Below are 18,964 nucleotides of genomic sequence, written 5' to 3'. Positions count from 1 at the left end.
GCTATTTCAGTTTTGACTTGTTCAATGAGTGTATTCATTACTTACCTCCAAATATGGGATAACCTCAAGGTAAGTGTGGCTCAAATGGTCAGAATAGGATCTCCGCGTAGCGGCTTAGTTCAACAATTTAATAGTGCGCTCATCGCGCATATTTCTGCCAACAATACTCTCATGTATTTTATAAATCATTTTTACCAAATAACTTAACACATTGCTATATATAATTTTTATTAGCATTCAAACTCTCAATAAAAGAGAAAATGCGCTCGCCGCTCATTTTCTTGAATATGTGTGCATCACAACTATACTGTATATAAAAACAGCGCCATTATTGGTAATAGTATGAAAACACGTTCCCCATTTTTAAATTATATAGCCGATTATATGTTGGTACGTCAGTATTCATTACGCACCGTAGATACCTACCTAAGATGGATTGCATCTTATATCCATTTTCATAATAAACGCCATCCCGCCTCAATGGGGGACAATGAAGTCGAACGCTACTTAGAACATTTAGTGTTAAAGCAAAACGTTGCACCACGTACGCAAGCCACCGCACTCAATTCATTGTCATTTTTATACAAGCACATAATAAAAAAAGAACTCTCATTAAATTTAAATTTTGCCCGTAGTAAAAAACAAGCAAAGCTCCCTGTAGTGATGACCCCAGAGGAAGTTAAAATGTTGATGGCTCATTTAAATAAGCGCTATTATTTAATTGCAGCCCTTATGTATGGAAGTGGCTTAAGAGTAATGGAAGCGGTGCAATTAAGAGTAAAAGATATTGATTTTGATTATAAATGCATTCAAGTATGGAATGGAAAAGGTAATAAACACCGCATTGTTACGCTGGCCACAGAGCTAATTCCTATGCTGAGAAATCAAATTTTGAACGTTGATGACTATTTAAAACTGGATTTAAATAATACGGAATATTCTGGCGTATGGATGCCATATGCTTTAACAAAAAAATATCCAAGTGCCGCAAAATCGCTTGCGTGGCAATATTTATTTCCTTCTCATATATTAAGTTCAGATCCTCAAAGTGGTGAAATAAGGCGACATCATTTTCATCACTCTTGTATTAGAAAAGAGATTAAAAAAGCCGTCCAAAAATCAGGGTTAACAAAAATAATAACACCTCATACATTGAGACACTCTTTTGCTACTCATCTACTGCAAAATGGCGCCGATATAAGAACTGTTCAAGCTCAGCTTGGCCATTCTGATGTTAAAACTACTCAAATTTATACCCATGTACTACAGCAAGGTGCTAACGGGGTTGTTAGCCCTTTTTCAAGATTATAAGCGTCTCTTTTTAATCCTCTACAGATACATATTCACTTTCAAACCAATACCGTCATCTATTTCTACTTTAAATAACACATAAAAAAGCCCCGCTTGTTTTTACACAAGCGGGGCCCCACACTAATTATTTACTCAAAAATAAAAGCGCCGATAGTGCGGGCGCTTTGCATCATTGAATTTAATTACTTTAACTTACTGATTAACTACGCTTTTAAGCGGGTTAATTGGCTGTGCGTTATCGTCTAGTATGTTCATATCAAAATCGAACTCATCTACACGAATCGCCTTTTCACGTTTGATGTTGTAATCAATTAACTGAACGTGTTCAGCTTGGGTAATTACGTTCGCCGCTAGTGCGTTATCAAGCGTAATGTTAAAACGTGCACCTGGTTTAATTACTTTAGCACGTAGTGCTTTTTTAACTTTAGCCAGCTCGCCAAGTGATGCCATTTTAGCTTTGTAAGCTTGCTCATTAATATGATGGCCATCGCCCACTACTGGTTTAACTAAATGCGTGATTTGCGCTTTAAATGCGGTATCTAGCTGAGCTTGCTTAGCTAGTTCGCGGATTAAATCGTCGCTAATTTTTGGCATTTTAGTTGAGTAGTTCATTGTAATGAAACGAATAAACTTACGTGTACCACTTGCAGGGAAGTTATCTAAAAACTTATGCAATGCTTCTTCAGCACTTTGTAGTGCAAAACGAGTCGCGTAATGGAAATACGGCGCTGCTTGCTCACGGTCACTACTTGATACTTTTTGCTCGTAGTATTTAATTGATGCCATAGCTGCATATAAGAAGCTCATTACATCGCCTAAACGTGCCGATAGCATTTCTGCTTGCTTTAACTTACCGCCAAGTACAAGTAACGAAAAGTCTGCGTACACTGCAAGTTTTGCAGATAATTTATGTACTGCTTTTTCGTAGTCGCGTACTTCTGGTAAATCAGAGTTTGCACTTGCTGTAAATGGTAAAACACCTAGGCGGAAAGCACGTAAGCTGTTTGCTGTGCTGTAGCCTATTGTTTTACGTAAAATACCGTTAAATTCTTTATCAGCGCCTTTGTCTTCGCTGTGAATTGACTCAACCATAGATTGTAAATATGGATGACAACGCATAACACCTTGGCCAAATATCATTAGGTTACGAGTAAGAATGTTCGCACCTTCTACCGTAATGGCAATCGGCTGAGCAACATAACCACTTGCTAATGTATTTTGTGGACCGTTTTGAATCGCTTTACCTGCTTGAATATCCATTGCTGAATCAAGCACGTCGCGACCAAGCTCTGTCATGTGGTATTTAGCGATTGCGGTTACTACTGATGGTTTTAAACCCATGCCTAAGCCTTCAGTTGTAAGTACGCGCATTGCTTCTTGTAGGTATGTTTTACCTGCAATGTCGGCTAGTTTTTCTTGAATACCTTCAAACTGACCAATGGCTAAACCAAACTGTTCACGCACTGCTGCGTATTCAGATGCTGATTTAAATGCAACTTGTGCTGTACTAACACCTAGCGCAGGTAATGAAATACCACGGCCAGCACCTAAACAGCTAACCAGCATTTGCCAACCACGGCCGATGTTTTTCTGTCCACCAATAACAAAATCCATTGGTACAAATACTTTGTTACCACGTGTAGTACCGTTGTAAAAACGAATACCCATTGGGTCGTGGCGATTACCAAGCTCTACACCTGGGTGCTCTTTAGGAATAAGTGCACAGGTAATGCCTAGGTTTTCTTTACCACCTAGCAGACCATCAGGGTCAACTACTTTAAATGCTAAACCAAGTACGGTAGCAATAGGTGCAAGTGTAATGTAGCGCTTGTCCCAGGTAATTTCTAAACCAAGGACTTCTTCGCCGTTGTACATACCTTTAGTTACTTTACCAACATCAGGAATACCACCTGCATCAGAACCAGCTTCTGGGCTTGTTAATGCAAAACATGGAATGTCTGTACCATTTGCTAGGCGTGGTAAGTAATGTGCTTGTTGTTCTTGCGTACCAAAGTGAAGTAATAACTCACCTGGGCCTAACGAGTTAGGAACCATTACGGTTACCGCAACTGCTGAGCTTTTAGTCGCAATTGTGCCAACAATGGTAGAGTTTGCATAAGGGCTAAACTCTAAACCACCAAACAACTTAGGAATGATAAGCGAGAAAAAACGCTCTTTTTTCAAAAATTCTAAGATGTCATTTGGTAAATGAATGCCGTTTTGAATCACTGAATCGTCAATCATGCCCAATAACTCTTTTACTGGACCGTCTAAGAATGCTTGCTCGTCTGCGCTTAATGTAGCAGCAGGTACGTCGCGAAGTGCACTGAAATCAGGTTTACCTTGGTAGATAGAACCTTCAAGCCATACATCACCCGCGTCTAGCGCTTCTTGTTCTGTGATAGAAATACTTGGTAATACTTTTTTTAGTTTTGTACGTAAACTCATGATTGAACTCATCCGACCAGCTAAATAATACCTACATTACGTCATAAAAAATCGTTTAGATCAATTACTCTATTCAATTAATTAACAGTTTTTTCAATTTATTTTCTTTACCTGAACGTAAACTGTTGAAACACAAAGGCTTACAGTTGTACGCTGAAAAAAAGTATTTTGACTAAAATGATGAATAAAACAGCAAAAATCCTAGCGCTGTATCTATTTTTTATGGGCATAAAAAAACGCAGCACAAATAGGCTACGTTTTTATTCAATTTGTAGAGGCTACATTATCAGTTAATCTAGCTAAAACTACTTAAATTTAAATCAAATTGTATAAGCGCTTCACTTAGCAACTTTAACAATTTGCTTGCCGGTAAAACCACCAGCAAGTTGTTTATTAAGCGCTTGCGATACTGACTCAGCACTAAAGTCTACGGGCGTTATTTCTGGGTGTTTAATGTCGCCACTAACAGCTCCTTCAAGTAACAGGTTGCCCATAAAGCTCAAGCGTTGTTGTGCACATAAACTATTAGCAAGCCATGCACCACCAATCGATACAACGCTAATATTGGGCGCTCGGTGATACATTAAGTCTTGATCAAAACAAGGGAGCGGATTTAAGCAGGCAATACGTCCACAAAAACGCATTAACTCAATATTACGCTGAGTACACTCTCCACCTATCGTATCAATAACCGCATCAAAGCCTTGCGGGCCAAGTTCTCTGCGGATTTTTTCGCATAGCTTTTTATCGCTATAGTCAAAAACCACATCAGCGCCTAGCTGCTTAACCAATTTATGGTTACGCTTTGATGCGGTGGTAAATACATCTGCACCACGCTGTTTTGCATATTGAATAGCAAACTGCCCTACCGCTCCGGCTCCGCCTTCAATAAAAATAGTATCGCCTTCACTAATGCCTATTTTATCTAAGCTGATAAGTGCTGCCATACCGGCGCATGGAAGTGTTGCTGCTATGGCCGGATTTAAACCGCTTGGCACAACCGACACTGCAAAGTTAGGTACTTTGGTGTATTCGCTCAAAGCACCTTGCTCACCAATGTTGGCATGCCACATAACCCGCTGGCCAACATTTGGAAACACACCTTTATTAGCTTTAACCACAACACCTACAGCATCTAAGCCTAAAATGTGTGGATACTGCCATTTACAAAAGCCTGTTTTAGCAAATTGACCATCAACTGGATTTAAACCAACGTACTCTACTTTTACAAGCAGCTCGTTATCTGCACAGTCTGGAACAGGCAGCTCAGCATCTGCTAAGTCAATTGTTTCATTTGGTTCTGGCAGTACAATAGCGCGCATCGTTTGCGGGATAATGTATTCATGTAAATTTTCAGTATTTGGCATCAATATAACTCTACTTATTAGTGTCGTTTAACGCATAACTCCATTGGCCATTAAATGACTGGTAAGCATTTACTTTGGCAAGCAGTGAAGAAATTGTTGTTTCAACAGCATTTTCTTGTGCTATTAAAACATCCTGACGCGCATCTAACAACTCAAGGTAAGGAATTTGGCCTTCTTGATACATTGCTTGGGCTTGTAAAAATGCTTTATTAGCAAAGTCATAGCGCTCATCTGCAAAGCGCTTTTGCTGCGTCTGATTGACCAACAATTGCAGTGAAAGTTCACTTTCACTTAGTGCAGTTAATACCACTTGTTGATAATCGCTGTATGCGGCTTCACTTAAAAACTGCTGCGCGTCGCGCTGTGCTAATAATGCTGGGTAACTTAATAACGACCATTGTAACTGCGGCGCTACTTGCCACTGCTGATCAGTATTTTTTAAGCCTGTGCTGTCTATACTCACAACCCCTGCAAATGCAGATAAGCTAATATCTGGTAATAACGCTTTGCTAGCTGCAACACTTAAACTATTTGCTTGGCTAAAGTCAAACAGTGCACGGCTAATATCAGGACGTAAGGCAATGGCATTATTAGCGTTTTTTAATGCTACGCTAAAGTCACGTTCCAGCACGCTTTGCTCGTTTTCAATAGCAATATTTTGCGTTAACTTACCGCTTAGTACTGCAAGTGCAGATAAATCGCTGTATTTTGCATATTCAATAGCAGGCATTAGTGCTTGTTGCTGCCTAAGCTGCGCCATCGTACGATTTAAATCAAGCTCGTTTGCGACGCCTTCGTCAACACGGGCTTGAAGAACGTCAATACTTTGCTCAAGCGCTTCAATTTGAAGTGCTACAATGTGTTGTTTTTCAACATTACCTTGATAACTTACAAAGCCTTTAACAACTGACGATACTACTTCAATTTGCAGTAAACGTACTTGCTCTGCTTGGCTCATGGCCGATGCATTTGCAGCATCAACCAACGCCGTTATGCGACCAAATAAATCTAGTTGCCAATCAAGTGCAACGTTTGCACTTGATTGACGGTCATAAACGCTTGGTGCATCGCTTCGAGCTGCGCCAACATTTACGCCACCTTGTGGTAGGTATTGAGCTTTTTGCTCTCCTAATCGCGCTAATGCACTTTTAAGTGTTAACTGGCTTGTTTGCAAATTATAGTTATTTGCAAGCGCACCAGTAACAAGCTCATTTAGTTGATCAGAATTAAGCTTTTTCCACCAGTTTGTTTCATCAGCAACGCTAACGTTACTCGCAATATTAGCTTTAGCAACAAATTCGTTAACGGCTTTTTGCTCGCCCATGGTGTCTATTTTACTCGCGCACCCGGCTAAAAACGCAGCGACTAATACCGCACTGACAGTTAGACTTGTTTTAAGCCTTTTTTGCATTAATTTAGTCATGAGTATTCTCCTGCGCTTTATCTTTTTTGTTAGTCACTAACATATAAAATACCGGCGTAAACAATAGGCCAAACACGGTTACACCTATCATGCCTGAGAATACTGCGTTACCCATTGCGTGTCGCATTTCGGCGCCCGCACCGGTGGCAAGTACTAACGGTACAACACCTGCTGTAAATGCAATTGACGTCATTAATATTGGGCGCAAGCGCATACGACATGCCTCAAGTATTGCCTCTAAGTGCGATAAGCCTGAGTCGTGTCTATCTTTTGCAAACTCAACCATCAATATTGCATTTTTAGAAGCCAACGCGACCAGTACTATTAACGCTATTTGGGTGAATATGTTGTTGTCAGAGCCGACAAACCACACACCTAACAAGGCTGAGAAAATAGTCATTGGTACAATTAATATAATTGCCAGTGGTAAACGTAAGCTCTCGTACTGCGCTGCAAGTACCATAAATACAAGTAATACAACTAACGGGAATACATAAACCATGGTGTTACCGGCAAGTACTTGTTGGTACGTTACTTCAGTCCACTCATATTCAATACCTGTTGGTAGTGTGTCTGCGAGTACTTTTTCAATAGCAACTTGTGCTTGATCAGAGCTATAACCTGGCGCTGGGCTACCATTTAGTTCTGCACTTGGGTAACCGTTGTAATGCATAACACGGTCAGGACCAATTGTTGGTGTTACTGTTAATACAGAGCCTAGTGGCACCATATTACCTGAGCGGTTTCGTACTTTTAAATTAAGTATTTGATCAGGGTCTAAGCGGTAGTCAGCATCAGCCTGTGCATTTACTTGGTACGTACGACCAAACATATTAAAGTCATTTACGTACACAGAGCCTAAGTAAATTTGCAGTGCATTAAATACTTCATCAAGTGGAATACCTTGAATAAGCGCTTGTTCGCGGTCAATATCAATATCCATTTGTGGAACTTGGATACGGAAACTTGAGTACAGGCCCATTAATGCTGGGTCTTGTTGCGCTTTACCAATAACGGCTTGCAGGCTATTAAATAGTGCCTCAAATCCTTTATTAGCTCTGTCTTCTATTTGCAGTTTAAAACCACCTGTAGTGCCCAAACCTTGAATTGGCGGCGGTGGAAATACCGCTACAAATGCCTCATCAATTGCAGCAAAACGTTTATTCAACTGCGCCGCTATCGCCATCGCTGATTGGCTTGGGTCGGTACGTTTGTCAAAGCTCTCAAGTGGTGTAAATACAATGCCGCTGTTAGGGCTGTTTGTAAAACCGTTCACTGATAAGCCAGGAAAAGCAACAGTATGTGCAACGCCTGGGACTTCTAATGCAATTTGCTGCATTTGAGCAAGTACGTCTTCAGTACGATCAAGGCTTGATGCGTCAGGTAACTGCGCAATAGCCACTAAATACTGTTTGTCTTGCTGTGGAATAAAGCCACCTGGTACGGTATCAAATAACTTAATTGTGCCGCCAACAAGTGCAATATAAGCCACCATTACAACAACGGTCATACGGATTAGTTTTTGTACCAGTTTTTCGTACCCTTTAGCTCCACGATTAAATACGCGGTTAAATGGTTTAAACAACCAACGTCCAAACAATTTATTAAGTAAACGCGTGAACGCATCTGGTTTTGCATCGTGTGATTTTAATAACAATGCAGCAAGCGCAGGCGATAACGTTAATGAATTAAACGCTGAGATAATCGTCGAAATTGTAATTGTAAGTGCAAATTGCTTATAAAATTGACCTGATAAACCGGTAATAAACGCAGTAGGAATAAATACAGCACTTAGTACTAGCGCAATGGCAATAATAGGGCCTGTTACTTCGCTCATTGCAACGCGGGTTGCTTCAAGTGGCGATAAGCCTTTTTCGATATTACGCTCTACGTTTTCAACAACTACAATCGCATCATCTACAACAATACCTATGGCCAAAACTAAACCAAACAACGACAAGGTATTAATTGAGACACCTAACCACTGCATTACGGCAAATGTACCAATAAGTGAAATAGGCACAGCAATTAGCGGAATAATAGATGCTCGCCACGTTTGTAAAAATACAATAACAACAATAACTACCAGTACAATTGCTTCAAGCAACGTGGCAATTACCGCGTCAATTGAGCCGCGAACGAATACCGTAGGGTCGTACACAATGTCGTATTCAACACCAGTAGGGAAATCTTTTGATAAGCGCGCCATTGTTTCGCGTACTTGATCAGAAAGCTCAATAGCGTTTGAACCTGGGCGTTGAAATATTGGCATTGCAAGAGCTGGTTGGTTGTCAAGCTCTGCACGCAGTGCGTAAGTGTCTTGACCTAAATCAACACGGGCTATATCAGATAAGCGCGTTAACTGACCTTCGTCGCCTACTTTAATAATAACTTGTTCAAATTCTTCAATACTGTTTAAACGACCTTTAACGTTTAACAGTATTTGAAATTGACTGTCGTTTGAAATTGGTTGCGCACCTAAGCTACCTGCAGCAACTTGCTGGTTTTGCGAGCGAAGTGCTGTTACTACATCTGTTGCTGTTAATTCGCGTGCAGCAAGTGCATCTGGGTTTAGCCATACTCGCATTGAGTATTTGCCAGCACCAAACATGCGAATATCACCTACGCCTGGTAAGCGCGCAATTTCATCTTTAATGTTTAGATCAGCATAGTTAGATAAGTAAGCTGTGTCGTGCGTTTTTTCAGGTGAGTATAAATGTACTACCATGGTTAAATCGGGTGATGACTTTTCAGCCACAACACCTAAACGTTGTACTTCTTCTGGCAAACGCGGAAGTGCACTGTTTACACGGTTTTGTACTTGTACTTGAGCACGGTCTAAATCGGTACCTAACGCAAATGTTACCGTTAGAGTCATACGGCCATCGCTAGTACCTTGCGAAAACATATACAACATGTTTTCAGTACCGTTAATTTCTTGCTCCAGCGGTGTTGCCACTGTTTGCGCAATAACGGTAGGGTTAGCACCTGGGTAGTTGGCGGTAACAACAACTGTTGGAGGAACTACTTCTGGGTATTCACTTACTGGTAATTGGAATAGTGATATGCCACCAGCAATTAAAATAACCAACGACAGCATAGCCGCAAATATTGGGCGCTGTATAAAGAAATGCGAAAATTTCATCAATAAACCTTATTGCTTAGCCACAAGTTGTGCGTTGTCGTTTGACAATGTAAATGCCACACCGCTTGTATCAATTGTTACTGTTTGCGGAGAGATTGGCATACCAGGACCTACGCGAGCAGGACCATTTACAGCAATTACATCACCTTCGTTAAGGCCTGAAGTAACCGCACGTAATGCACCGTAACGTTCACCAATAGTAATTAGTTTGTATTCAAGTACGTTGTTTTCGCCAACGGTTAGTACAAAGCGATTTTTTAAGTCAGTACCAATTGCACGTTCTGGGATAATAATAGCGTCGCTAATAGAATTGGCTGCAAGCTTGATACGTGCAAACGAGCCTGCGCGTAATTGGTTGTTGTCTTCATTAAATACCGCACGTACACGTAATGTGCCCGTTGATGAATTAATTTGGTTATCAATAAAGTTAATGTAGCCTTTGTATGCAAAATCACTTTGACCGACTTTTTGCATTACAACAGTTTGGTGGCTCGCAGCAGTAACATCATTAAAAGAGCTATTCCATGTGCGCTCATCAACATCAAAGTAAGCGTACATAGCTTGGTTTGAAACAATTGACGTTAATACGCTTTGACCCGCAAGTACGTTATTACCTTTAGTAATATTTGCACGAGAAATAATGCCATCAATTGGTGATACTACTGACGTAAACTCTAAATCAAGTTCTGCTGAAGTAAGTTGTGCTTGCAGTGCAGAAAGCTGTGCTTCGCGTTGGCGCAGTGTTGAAGTGCGCGCTTGTGCTTGCTCTGTAGAGATTGCCTTACGGTCTAATAAGCGTACCGCACGTTTGTCTTCACTTTTAGCTTGTTCTAAGGCGGCTTCTGCACTTTTAATTTGCGCTTTTAAGCTTGCAACAACCGCTGCAAATGGGCGAGCATCTAATTGAAATAAAACATCGCCTTCTTTAACCACGTCGCCTTCTTTAAATTCAATGCTATCGATGATTCCTGATACACGCGGCATTAAAGCAACTTCTTGTGGAGACTCTAAACGAGTTGTATATGTGTGCCAGCTCTGTACCGGCTTAACAAGCACCTGTGCTACATCAATTGGTTGAAGTTGCTGTGCAGGTGCTGATTGAGCTGTGCTCTCATCAGCACAACCCGCAAGTGTTAAAGAGGCCGCAGTAAGTGCAGCAGCAATTAGATGTTTGTTCATGAAGACGCTCCATTGTTGATTAGCCTCGCATAATACGGATTAAACCCGTGTGTAAAAACCATAGATTTTTAAATTCATTAATGCCAAAATGGCATCAATAGATTGGTTAAGGTGTAATAATGGATACAACAAGTCGACTTTTAATGTTACTTGAAGTAGTTGAGCAAGGCTCTTTTGCTAAAGCTGCTGAAATACGCAACATAGATCGCTCTGTTATATCTAAACAAATTAGCCGTTTAGAGGATGAGTTAGGCGTTAGGTTACTTAACCGAACTACCCGTTCATTTTCGCTCACAGCGGCGGGCGCCGAAATGATCAAAAAAGCAGCTGAGCTTAGAGAGCTGCTCGGCGAAACCGTGCGCATGGCTGAAAACTACCATTTAGAGCCGCGCGGCGTTTTAAAAATCACTTCATCAACACTTATTGGTCGTCGTTATTTACAACCTGTGCTTAATGATTTTCAAAAACGCTTTCCGCAAGTAGAAGTTGAACTACGTTTAGACGACAGATTAGTTGATATTGTCTCTGAAGGATTTGATTTGGCTTTTCGTGTAGGTGAGCCTAAAGACTCGTCACTTATTGCACGTAAAATAGCGCGTAACCGGTTATTAATTTTAGCTGCGCCACAGTTTATTGAAACTTATGGTATGCCAAAAACAATGGAAGAGTTAGCGCAATTACCAGCAGCAAGCTATGCCAGTAATTCTATTCGAGTAGAAGCTATAGATTACTACGATAGTAAAGGTGAACGCTGCGAGCAAAAAATAAAAAGTGTGTTTCGTGCAAACGATGCAGAATCATTGTTAATGAAAACGTTATCGGGCACAACTTACTTTGTCGCACCTGCATTTATTATTGGTGATGAAATAATACAAGGTAAGTTAGTGCCTTTATTGACCGATGTAAAACTGATGGAGTTTAGCGCGATGTATGCCGTATATCCGCATCGAGATTTACCAGTAAGAACCCGATTATTTTTTGATGCTGTACGCGAGCATTTAGGAAAAGATAAACCGATTTGGGAAAACGGGATCCCTAACTTTGAACAAATGTACTAAGTAGCACGACTTACGCAACGACTGCCTGGTAATCATTTTCTTTTTTAAACTTACAATACACTTTATTGCGACCAAATTGCTTTGCTTTGTATAACTGTTTATCAGCTTGATTTACAAAGCTTTCCAATGAATTGGTACTTTTAAATTTTGCGACACCAATACTGGTTGTAACATTGATTGCAAGGCCGTCAATGTCAAATGTGGTATTTTCAAAACGTGCTCTTATTTGTTCAGCGGTATTAAGTGCAGTCTCTTCATTTGCAAAAGAGCTAAATAAAGCAAACTCTTCACCGCCTACTCTAAATACATACCCTCTACCAAGCACAACCCTTAGTAAAGTGGCCACTTCGATAAGTACTTGGTCACCGACACCATGGCCATGCTCATCATTTATCTGCTTAAAAAAGTCTAAATCGAGTAAAAACAAATATAACTGTGACTTATCTTGTAGTTCAACTTCAAAGTAGTGGTTCATTGAAAGGCGATTGCCTGCACCCGTTAGTGGGTCAAGTAACGCTAAATTTTTAAGTCGCCTTGAAAAATGTGAGCGGCTCCCTTCAAAAACATGAGAAATCGCCCAAATACTTAAATAAGCACAGAGTAGATTAAGAGATAAGTTAAAAGTCTCAAAGGGGGCAAGAGTAGACTGACTACCTAAAATAAACACTTGGATCACTAATAAATTTGCAGAGAAAATTACACCATATTGTTTACCTAGTAACAGGTAGTACAAAATAGGTAATGCAAACGACCATACAAACACACCATTACTAGGCGTTGCTAAGGATGTACCTATAATAATAATTAACGTTACCAGTGCACACATTATTAAGGATTGCCAAAACTGTAGTGGACGGCGTTTAAGTGAAATATAAGTAAATATACAATAAATAGAAAAACAGATTTCGATATAGCCTAGCAATGGAAAGTTATTTACAGTTAAATTAAATCCCGCAAATCCAACCGATAAAACACCAAAACAAAGGCACATTCCTCTTAGAACGTCCTTTCTTAATGATTTAGTGCTATTAAGGGCTGCGATATCCATTCTAATCACTTAATAAAAATAAAAAGTAAGTTTAACGTGAAAATACAATTTAACAAGCTTTGTTGCTCTAAAACCATGTAAACACACCCTTTTATTGGTGATTTAGGGACACGTTTGATGTTTTTGTTTACAAATTAGCTCTTACAATTAACCACCTAACATAGATAAATTAGTGGTGATGCCCGTATTACCTTGATGCAAAAGATGAGTTGGCTTCTTAGTTTTAATATAACGAGATAACAATGCCATTAATTCACTGTTTGAACTGTCGTTCATATATTCTCTTAGCGAAATACCCTCTTCAGAAAACAAACACAAGTGCAGATTCCCTTTTGCTGTAACCCTTAGTCGATTACAGGTACTACAAAAATCATTGCTGTAAGGCATTATTAAACCAATTCTGCCTTGATAATCAGGATGAGCAAACTCTTGAGCAGGACCTGCTGATGCACTACGCGCAACTTGCTGCCAGCCCGTTTGTAGTAGCTGAGTTTTTAAAACTTGCCCAGAAACATGGTTAGCATCAAAAAAGGCTTTGTTGTCGTTTGTTTGCATCAATTCTATAAAGCGGATGGTAACGGGGCGGTGTTTAACCCAATTTAAAAATGTATCAAACTCTTTTGCGTTGTATTGCTTCATCAGCACGCTGTTTATTTTTACCGAATCAATACCCGTTTCAAGCGCAGTATCAATACCTTTCATTACTGAGGTAAATTTGTCATGCCCAGTGATGGTGTTAAACATGCGTGAATCTAAACTATCAATGCTTACATTAATGGCGTTTAAGCCTGCATCTACCCAGTCATGAATATTCTTATGAAGAGAAAAACCATTGCTAGTCATTGCAATTTTTTTTATGCCCGCAACATCTTTTGCCGCGCGAACAACATCTATAAAGTCTTTTCTAAGGGTTGGCTCTCCGCCAGTGATCCTTACTTTTTCAATACCATGGTGTGCAAACGCTTTAAGCGTATTGCTAATTTCATCAATTGTGAGAAAGCCACGGTCGTGACCGCCCTGATAACCATCTGGTAAACAATAAACACACTTAAAATTACATACATCCGTAATAGACAAACGTAGGTAACTAAACTCTCGCCCTGTTGGGTCGATTAGCATAAATAAACCTTAACTAATATCAACACGTAATAACAACCTAATACCAATTTGCAATAATACTTAATCGTTTAATAAAGCAAACTGGTATAAACAACGCTACCTATTGATACATAAATAATAATTACATAAATATATTTAATAACTAAAAGGGGCTGCATAAAGCATACCCCTTTAATTATTTTTGTTTTACGCTTTTAAGCCTTTTTTAAGTTCGCTTGGCTTCATTGGTAGGTCACGTAAACGCACGCCTACAGCATTAAACACTGCATTACCAATAGCAGGAGCAACTCCTATCACGCCAGGCTCACCTAAACCAACTGGAAACTCATCGCTTTGTAAAAACTCGATGTCCATATCTGGCACATCTTGCATTCTTAGCGGTAAATAAGTATTAAAGTTAGTCGCAGATACTTGCCCATCTTTATACGTATTTGATTCATGCAATGCAAGGCTGCTGCCCCATAGTAACGACCCTTCAATTTGCGCTAGTGCGCCATCTGGGTGAACTATTAAGCCCGCATCTACAACAACATAAAGCTTTTTAAGCGTTATTTTACCACTATCACGGTTAACGTGAACATGCGCTGCGGTTGCAAGCCATGCTGGCATGGTACGTTCTTGCCCTGAGCTTACAGAAAAACCAATACCTTCGTCTTTCGCCAATTTTACAGAAGCTACTTTGTCAGACACCGTTTTAAGCACATTACGTAAGCGCAGTGCTCCGCCAACGCTCTCAGGTGCTTTACCTGCTTGCTTGCCTTTACCATCTAACATTTCAATTCTAAATTGAACAGGATCTTTGCCTTGCTTATGGGCAATTTCATCAATAAACGACTCAAGACTCCATGCAATCCAGCCTGGCCCTACTGAACGTAACCAACCTGGATTAAAGGTGCTTTGTGCAACTTCGTTATTAATAGCGCGTGCACGATGACTACTCATGCTATACCAATGATCAGCGCCTGATGCCGAAAATGCATCAAATTTACCTTTGCCATCAACACCCGGTGATAAAAACCCTGGTGCCATAGCTTTAGTAGGCCAACCAGCAGCAAATGCATGATCCATTCCTGTGAAGGTACCATTTTTATCAAACGACGCCGTCATTTTTGCAGCAGATGCAGAACGAGACTGATCGAATAAACTATCGTCTGCTCGTGTAAATACCAGTTTTACTGGTTTACCTACTGCTTTTGCAGTTAGAGCCGCAGGTACAGTCCAATCACCAAATAATCGACGACCAAAACCACCACCTAAATAATAAGGACGAATAATTACTTTGTTTTGTTCTATATCGAGTGCTTTAGCAAGCGCTGGTAACGTAAGTGACTGCCACTGGTTACCTGTATGAATAATCCAATTTCCGTCTTTAAACTCTGCAACCGCATTTAATGGCTCTAGCTGATAATGACTCGCTGTCGCTGTGGTATACATTGATTCTAACGACTCACTAGCGTCTGCTTGAGTTTTCTTTATATCGCCTTCATCAACAAACAAAGTACCCGAGTCGCGTTGCTCGCATAATCGCTTACCTTCTTTTTGAATATCAGCTTCAGATATATTTGCTGACTCACCCTTTTTATAACTCACCTTTAAAGCATCTACTGCTTTAATGGCACTTGGGTAACTATCAGCTAATACAACAACCCAGCCTTGAACTGTGTTACTAGGGTCATTTAAAATTTCATAGCCTTTGTAACCTTTAATTGCTTTTGCTGCACTATCATCAACGTTTGTTACTGTACTGCCATAACGAGTTGGTGGAATAACTGGACGCGCGTACAGCATGCCTTCAACTTCTACATCTATCCCATATACTGCTGTACCATTTGTTTTGGCTGGTATATCAAGCGCTTTAAAATCTTGTTTAAGCCCAGTTAAATGACGTTTATTAGCAGGTTTTAGTGGAAGGTTTGCAACTTCATCACTAGTAAATGTACGATTAAATTCGCCCTTTTTAACTATGTCTGCGTAACTAACCGATTTTTCGCCTGCAATAATATAGCCCTTTTCAGCACGACATTTATCTGCAGGCACGCCGAGCAATTTAGCTCCAGCTTCTATTAATGCAATTCGACCCGCAGCGCCGGCTTGGGATAATGGCTTAAAGCTTTGAAATACAGACCACGAACCACCCGTTACCATAAAGCCCCATTTTTCATGAGTATCTACGTAGGTAATTGATACTTTATCCCAATCACATTCAAGTTCATCAGCCACAATCCGCGCAAGAGCAGTACCGATATGTTGACCCATTTCAGCTTTTGCAATACTTACTTCTACAGCGCCGTCGGTGCTCATAGTCCACCAAATGGTGGGTGAAAAAGCTTGTTGCGCAATTGATTCTTTTGCACTGAGCGAACCCGAAAATAACGCAGGGGCAAACGCCATGACTAAACCTGCGCTAGCAGTGCCAATCATAAACGAGCGACGATTTAAATTAACGGTTTCGCTATTTTTTTGAAATAATTTTTTCATTATCGGCTCCAGTTAAGCGTCTTGTGCATTTGGATCAAATATATTTACTACACTTTGTGACTCATCTGCAGCGCGTTGAATAGCAGTTTTAATACGTTTATAAGCCATACAGCGACAGTAGTTACCATTCATATGGCTTACTATCTCTTCATCTGAAGGACTTGGGTTAGCTGCCAGTAATGTAGCCGCTTGCATTATTTGCCCAGACTGACAATAACCGCACTGTGGTACTTGCTCTTCAACCCATGCTTTTTGAAGTGGGTGTTCGTTATTAAGTCCTTCAATTGTAGTAATGTTTTTTCCTGCAATTGCGCCAATTGGTAAAACACATGAGCGAGTTGCTTGCCCATCTAAATGCACCGTACACGCACCACACATTGCAATACCGCAACCAAACTTCGTACCTTTTAATCCAATTTCATCGCGAATAACCCATAACAATGGTGTATCTTCACTTGCGTGTGATTCAACCACCTTGCCATTAATTGTAAACGTCACCATAGCTCGCCCCTTGATTAAGCTTTATAGCCCCAATATTAGTTAATACGTTGGCTTTTACCGTTAAAATTGTTGTAACTACTCACTCTAAAAACATCATTTACTGTGTAATACCCATTGTACTCACAGCTAAATACTTTAAACATAATCGTAGTTACAACTGATATAATTCAATTACTTTTTGTGTACTTTTAATTCATGCTTCGCTATAAAATTACTCAGCTGCAGTTGCGTATCTATATCTACACTCGCACTACTTAAATTAATTGTATTGACGACTTCACTGCTGGAACGCAGTAATTGCTGTGCCCCCTTATCAGAAGTTAAGCTTGTAAGCTTTGATAAATCAACCGCTGGGAATATAGCGGGTACACCTAAACGCTCGCCATAGTTTGCACACCAGCGCGAGGATTCACGTGTGAAACCTGTAACTAATGCAGCTAGATCTTGCGTTTTAAGCTCAACCTGATCGGCAAGCATAAATAAAATTCCATTATAAGCATGGTGTTTAGATAGCGCTTGCGAAGCGACAGCAATTGAAACACCTAAGCCGTCATCCCATCGTTTGTTTTCAATAATATGTATATTTGAATGCCCGCTGAGTGCTTTTACTACCTCTGCGTGCCACTTTCCTGTAACTACATATACGGGTGAATCATCAAGCGCTTGCAGCACTTCAACCGCTCGCTCAATCATTGTTTGCCCTAAGCCCACATCGGCTATTAGCTTACAACCATCAAAACGAGATGATTGACCTGCTGCCAACACTACTTTTGCAATCAGCACGGCTCTTGCCCCCAATGGCTAAGTGATTGGGCATCTTTATCACACAGCACTGCATGTATTTCGCTGATCAGCGATAGTGCAATACTCTCTGGCGAGTCGCCCCCTAAATTTAAACCGACAGGCCCAAAAACAGGAGACTTAATTTGTGAAACACGCGTATTTGCGTGCTCTAAAACTTGTTCACGTCTGTGCTTAGGACCCAATAATCCTATATATTTAAACGGAACATCTTTAAATTGAGCCAACGTACTGGCGTCAAGTTCAACGCTGTGAGCCATTAAAATAGTCGCATCGACTTTATGAGTTATGCAATATTCTTTTAACTCACTCGGTGTGATGCGCAAAATAGCATCTGCATTTTTAAAATATTGTCTTTTTGCATTAGCCGCGCGTGTATCCCATACAGTTACACTCCAACCAAGTTGTTTGGCAAATGTATAAACCGGAACTGCATCTGCGCCGCCACCTACTATTAATAGATGGGGCGGTGGATAAATAGAGGTTTGCAAGCACGTAGCGCCTTGTAATTCTACCAATTGCGCTTTGCGGTTCATTGATAAACCATGCAACTCATCATTTTGCGTCAATACACCACTACCGGCTGGCAAAATGGGGCTTACTTGTTGAAGGTATCGCCCTGGTTTATTCTCATTAAGTGCTTTAGATACAAGCTCTAACTGTAAATAGTCATTAGCTTTGTGAATGGGCTGCAGTAAAATATGTACTATGCCCCCACAACCAATGCCAAGTTGAAATGTTAAATCGTCTTCATCGGTGGCATCATAACTAATGGTTTTACTGCTTAAACTACTCATTACTTGTTTAGCATGGCGTTGTATGTCAGCTTCTAAACAGCCACCCGAAAGCATCCCCAAGCGCTCGCCTAGGCTCGAAATAAGCATCATAGCACCTAGCTTTCTGTAACTAGAGCCTTCAATTTTGTACAAAGTAGCTAAAACCCATTCTTGGTTGTCCCTGTTGGGATACCAAGTGTTTAAGATACTTTTCAAATCTGTAACCATATATTGCCCTTTAAAAAGCATTTTTGCGTTTAAAAACAAATCAGCCTAAACAGCTAATTTAAAACTTAATAATTCACGCACA

13 protein-coding genes are annotated in these 18,964 nt (G+C 40.3%); 2 read left to right on the top strand and 11 right to left on the bottom strand.

What is annotated here, in order from left to right:
- Positions 1-342 precede the first annotated feature (342 nt).
- On the top strand, positions 343-1,311 hold the full coding sequence (locus tag H5159_RS14705) for an integron integrase (protein WP_182733278.1): 969 nt from the start codon (positions 343-345) through the stop codon (positions 1,309-1,311).
- Positions 1,312-1,503: 192 nt separating this feature from the next.
- On the opposite strand, the gene H5159_RS14700 is transcribed toward H5159_RS14705, so the two are convergent.
- The 5 genes from H5159_RS14700 to H5159_RS14680 form a co-directional block, all read right to left on the bottom strand.
- Entirely contained in the window at positions 1,504-3,759 is a 2,256-nt protein-coding gene (locus H5159_RS14700) for an acyl-CoA dehydrogenase (RefSeq protein ID WP_182780506.1), read from the bottom strand.
- Between the two features lie 338 nt (positions 3,760-4,097).
- Positions 4,098-5,126, bottom strand: coding sequence for a zinc-binding dehydrogenase (locus H5159_RS14695; protein ID WP_182780505.1), 1,029 nt, complete (start codon positions 5,124-5,126; stop codon positions 4,098-4,100).
- A gap of 10 nt (positions 5,127-5,136) precedes the next feature.
- The gene (locus H5159_RS14690) at positions 5,137-6,549 is read right to left on the bottom strand and encodes a TolC family protein (RefSeq protein WP_182780504.1); all 1,413 of its coding nucleotides are present in this window, start codon (positions 6,547-6,549) and stop codon (positions 5,137-5,139) included.
- Entirely contained in the window at positions 6,542-9,694 is a 3,153-nt protein-coding gene (locus H5159_RS14685; protein ID WP_182780503.1) for an efflux RND transporter permease subunit, read from the bottom strand. Before H5159_RS14685 ends, H5159_RS14690 begins: the two co-directional genes overlap by 8 nt.
- A 9-nt stretch (positions 9,695-9,703) precedes the next feature.
- Positions 9,704-10,873 carry an efflux RND transporter periplasmic adaptor subunit gene (locus H5159_RS14680; protein ID WP_024595653.1) on the bottom strand — a complete coding sequence of 390 codons (1,170 nt, stop codon included), beginning with the start codon at positions 10,871-10,873 and terminating at the stop codon, positions 9,704-9,706.
- Positions 10,874-10,992: 119 nt separating this feature from the next.
- Between H5159_RS14680 and H5159_RS14675 the strand changes: the two genes are divergently transcribed.
- A complete protein-coding gene (locus H5159_RS14675) occupies positions 10,993-11,931 on the top strand; it encodes a LysR family transcriptional regulator (RefSeq protein ID WP_076925596.1) in 939 nt (312 codons plus the stop codon).
- A 10-nt stretch (positions 11,932-11,941) separates the two neighbouring features.
- Here H5159_RS14675 and H5159_RS14670 read toward each other — a convergent pair whose 3' ends face one another.
- From H5159_RS14670 to H5159_RS14645, 6 genes are all read right to left on the bottom strand, one after another.
- Positions 11,942-12,979 (bottom strand): GGDEF domain-containing protein, encoded by a 1,038-nt coding sequence (locus H5159_RS14670; RefSeq protein ID WP_182737530.1) that lies wholly within the window; start codon positions 12,977-12,979, stop codon positions 11,942-11,944.
- A 147-nt stretch (positions 12,980-13,126) separates the two neighbouring features.
- On the bottom strand, positions 13,127-14,098 hold the full coding sequence (moaA, locus tag H5159_RS14665; protein ID WP_182780502.1) for a GTP 3',8-cyclase MoaA: 972 nt from the start codon (positions 14,096-14,098) through the stop codon (positions 13,127-13,129).
- Positions 14,099-14,284: 186 nt separating this feature from the next.
- Positions 14,285-16,576 carry a xanthine dehydrogenase family protein molybdopterin-binding subunit gene (locus H5159_RS14660; RefSeq protein WP_182780501.1) on the bottom strand — a complete coding sequence of 764 codons (2,292 nt, stop codon included), beginning with the start codon at positions 16,574-16,576 and terminating at the stop codon, positions 14,285-14,287.
- A 12-nt stretch (positions 16,577-16,588) separates the two neighbouring features.
- Positions 16,589-17,077: a (2Fe-2S)-binding protein gene (locus H5159_RS14655; protein WP_007582016.1), complete on the bottom strand. Its 489-nt coding sequence runs from the start codon at positions 17,075-17,077 to the stop codon at positions 16,589-16,591.
- A gap of 171 nt (positions 17,078-17,248) precedes the next feature.
- Complete coding sequence (locus H5159_RS14650; protein WP_182724011.1) at positions 17,249-17,860, bottom strand: nucleotidyltransferase family protein; 612 nt, start codon at positions 17,858-17,860, stop codon at positions 17,249-17,251.
- Positions 17,854-18,882 carry an XdhC family protein gene (locus H5159_RS14645; RefSeq protein ID WP_182780500.1) on the bottom strand — a complete coding sequence of 343 codons (1,029 nt, stop codon included), beginning with the start codon at positions 18,880-18,882 and terminating at the stop codon, positions 17,854-17,856. The genes H5159_RS14650 and H5159_RS14645 overlap by 7 nt, the downstream gene beginning before the upstream one ends.
- Positions 18,883-18,964: the final 82 nt, after the last annotated feature.

It is taken from the genome of Pseudoalteromonas sp. SG43-1 (genome assembly GCF_014164415.1).
GTDB lineage: Bacteria > Pseudomonadota > Gammaproteobacteria > Enterobacterales > Alteromonadaceae > Pseudoalteromonas > Pseudoalteromonas distincta.
The sequence above is the reverse complement of the archived record's forward strand: the minus strand, read 5'-3'. Positions and strand labels throughout refer to the sequence as shown.